Raw genomic sequence first — 2,555 nt, 5'->3', positions numbered from 1 at the left:
CCCGCCGCCCGCATGGCCTACGCCACCGAAACCACCCAAACCACCCCACCCCTCGACCTCCAACCACAACGCCAAACCATCACCNCCCACATCACTACAAACGGGATNATANNNGAAGNANTNAGTCGTCNGAACCCCCACAACACCCACCCACCACCCGTAACACTCCGGAAAGACACCGCAACCCACCGGATACCCTCCCGGTATGAAAATCATGGTGGGAAGCATCCTTGCCGGAACCGCCTTCGGCGCAGCCACCTCACTCGCCAACGCACTCTCATCGCCCTACTCGACACTCGGCGCGCCACTCACAGGCACCCTCTGGGCCAAAACCGCCAAATTACTCAGCCTCCTCATGGACGCCGGCTGGTCCTGGGCAGCCCTCGCCGTGGCAATGGGCTGGCTCGCCACAACACGGACCCGAGGCGCACTCGCCGGAACCCTGGCACTCATCACCGCCACAACGGCGTACTACACCACGGACGCCTACGCCTCAGGAGCCGGCACAAACACGGTCACCTGGCTGAAAGCAGCACTCCTCTTCGGCCCGGTCCTCGGCGCCATAGGCGCAACCATCAGACGACCCGGACCGGCCGGCCTACTCGCCGCCCTGACAGTCCCCACAGGCGCAGCCACACAAATGATCCTGATGCCACCCCGACCACACATCACCCCCACCCCCGCAACCATCCTCGCCGAAACCATCGTCTGGACCGCCGCCACCCTCGGCGCCGGCTGGGCCATCCACCGCTTCCGAACCGAAAAACGAACAACACCCCCCGCNCNTCCACCGCCCAACATACACAACACACACTACCGACGCACACCTCGCCCACCCCACCCGATAGGACACAGCCTCAGTACTTCGCCCCCACATGAGCGTCCATCAACGCCACCGACCCCCTCCGCGCCACCGAGATCGTGTACGGCTCCCCATTGCGCGTACAGTGCGTCCACTCGACACCGAGCCCGTCCAGGACGTCGGTGTACAGCCGCCGGATGTCGTCGGACTTGTTGGTGAAGAAGTACCGCGGGTACTCGTAGCGCTTCCGCTCACCGCCGACGAGGCGCGTCGTCCAGTTGGTGACCCGGCAGCCGTCCGAGTGGACGAGCCCCCGGACGAAGTCCCACGGACAGGCGTCCACGACGGCCCGCTGCCAGCCCTCGAGGACGATCCGCCGCTCGTGCTTCTTCCCGGGCCCGTGCTGCGGGAAGAGGCACAGCCAGTGCTTGCTGTAGGACTTCACCTCGACGCAGCCGGTCCGCTTGACCTTCGTGAGACCGGTGTCTGGCAGCACCCGCTGCATCGCCTGCCCGCATGACTCGATCAGTCCCGACCATGTGTCCGTGCACCACACGGACAGGCTTGGCACCCTCATGGAGCGGCTTTGGGCGATGTGCCCGTCCCCCAGGTAGAGGCCCAGGAGATAGCCATAGGCCGTCTGGTCGACCGGCAAGCCGTTGCATCGAGGGCAGTTCGAAGCGGAGCGGTCGGGGCGCTCACCGCGCTTCGCGCGATCCATATGGCGCCAGTAACCGACCGTGCCGACGGGCACCCCGAGGTGTCGAGCGACGTCCGTGTTCTTCAGGCCGTCGCGCAGCATGGTGACGGCGCGCTGCCGTACTTCTGTTCCATGGAAGGGCATGGAACCACTCTGCGTGATGCTTCGTGGCCCTGTGTAGCTTGCGAGTGGAGATTCACGAGAACGCGAGGTTCCGCTTGCTGTGAGTGCCGGGTGCGGGACTTGAACCCGCACGCCCTTTCGGGCAATCGCTTTTGAGGCGATCATGTCTGCCGATTCCATCAACCCGGCTGAAGTGCTGCGAAGGAGTGTATCGGGTCATCGCAGGCTGCCGCAGCTAGGTAGGCTCGATGCAGAGCCGTATCTGGATCGTGCCCGCACTGAGGAGCCCTCCGTGACCGCCCCTGAGTCGCCCCAGCCCATCACCGACGGCCAGTCGCACGTACCGCCGGTGACGACTCGCGTCGTCATCGCCGAGGACGAGGCCCTCATCCGTCTCGATCTCAGGGAGATGCTGGAGGAGGAGGGGTACACCGTCGTTGGTGAGGCGGCGGACGGGGCCCGGGCTGTGGAGCTGGCGCGTGAGCATCGTCCGGATTTGGTGATTCTGGATGTGAAGATGCCGGTTTTGGATGGTATCTCGGCTGCGGAGCGGATTGCGGGGGAGTCGATTGCTCCGGTGTTGATGTTGACCGCGTTCTCGCAGCGGGAGTTGGTGGAGCGGGCGCGGGATGCGGGTGCGATGGCGTATCTGGTGAAGCCGTTCGGTAAGGGTGATGTGGTGCCGGCGATCGAGATGGCGGTGTCGCGGTTCGCGGAGTTGCGGGCGTTGGAGCGGGAGGTGGCGGATCTGGCGGAGCGGTTGGAGACGCGGAAGGTGGTGGATCGGGCGAAGGGGTTGTTGCAGGCGCGGTATGGGTTGGCGGAGCCGGCGGCGTTTCGGTGGATTCAGAAGGCGTCGATGGATCGGCGGATGTCGATGCGGCAGGTTGCGGAGGTGGTGATCGAGGAGGCGGGGGGTCGGGGGTAGGG

General features: G+C 65.4%; 2 protein-coding genes, 1 tRNA gene and 2 pseudogenes. 3 read left to right on the top strand and 2 right to left on the bottom strand.

Annotated elements, in window-relative coordinates; all coding sequences use genetic code 11:
- Both MW084_RS24500 and MW084_RS24495 read left to right on the top strand, forming a co-directional pair.
- Positions 1-84, top strand: a pseudogene (locus MW084_RS24500) (hypothetical protein); the annotation flags it as partial.
- 121 nt (positions 85-205) lie between these two features.
- Positions 206-783 (top strand): annotated as a pseudogene (locus MW084_RS24495) (DUF6518 family protein); the annotation flags it as partial.
- A gap of 74 nt (positions 784-857) precedes the next feature.
- On the opposite strand, the gene MW084_RS06845 reads toward MW084_RS24495, so the two are convergent.
- Positions 858-1,646, bottom strand: a complete 789-nt coding sequence (locus MW084_RS06845) for an RNA polymerase sigma factor sigma-70 region 4 domain-containing protein (protein WP_029553871.1) — start codon at positions 1,644-1,646, stop codon at positions 858-860.
- 84 nt (positions 1,647-1,730) lie between these two features.
- A tRNA-Leu gene (locus MW084_RS06840) sits at positions 1,731-1,814 on the bottom strand.
- A gap of 103 nt (positions 1,815-1,917) precedes the next feature.
- Between MW084_RS06840 and MW084_RS06835 the strand changes: the two genes are divergently transcribed.
- Positions 1,918-2,553: an ANTAR domain-containing response regulator gene (locus MW084_RS06835; RefSeq protein WP_275563516.1), complete on the top strand. Its 636-nt coding sequence runs from the start codon at positions 1,918-1,920 to the stop codon at positions 2,551-2,553.
- The last annotated feature ends 2 nt before the right edge of the window (positions 2,554-2,555 follow it).

The organism is Streptomyces sudanensis, from assembly GCF_023614315.1.
Classification (GTDB): Bacteria; Actinomycetota; Actinomycetes; order Streptomycetales; family Streptomycetaceae; genus Streptomyces; species Streptomyces sudanensis.
This window is presented reverse-complemented; position numbering and strand designations above follow the sequence as displayed.

Coding starts and splice junctions, on each gene's coding strand:
- MW084_RS06845 (WP_029553871.1), bottom strand. CDS start 1,646: ATGCCCTTCCATGGAACAGAAGTACGGCAGCGCGCCGTCACCATGCTG.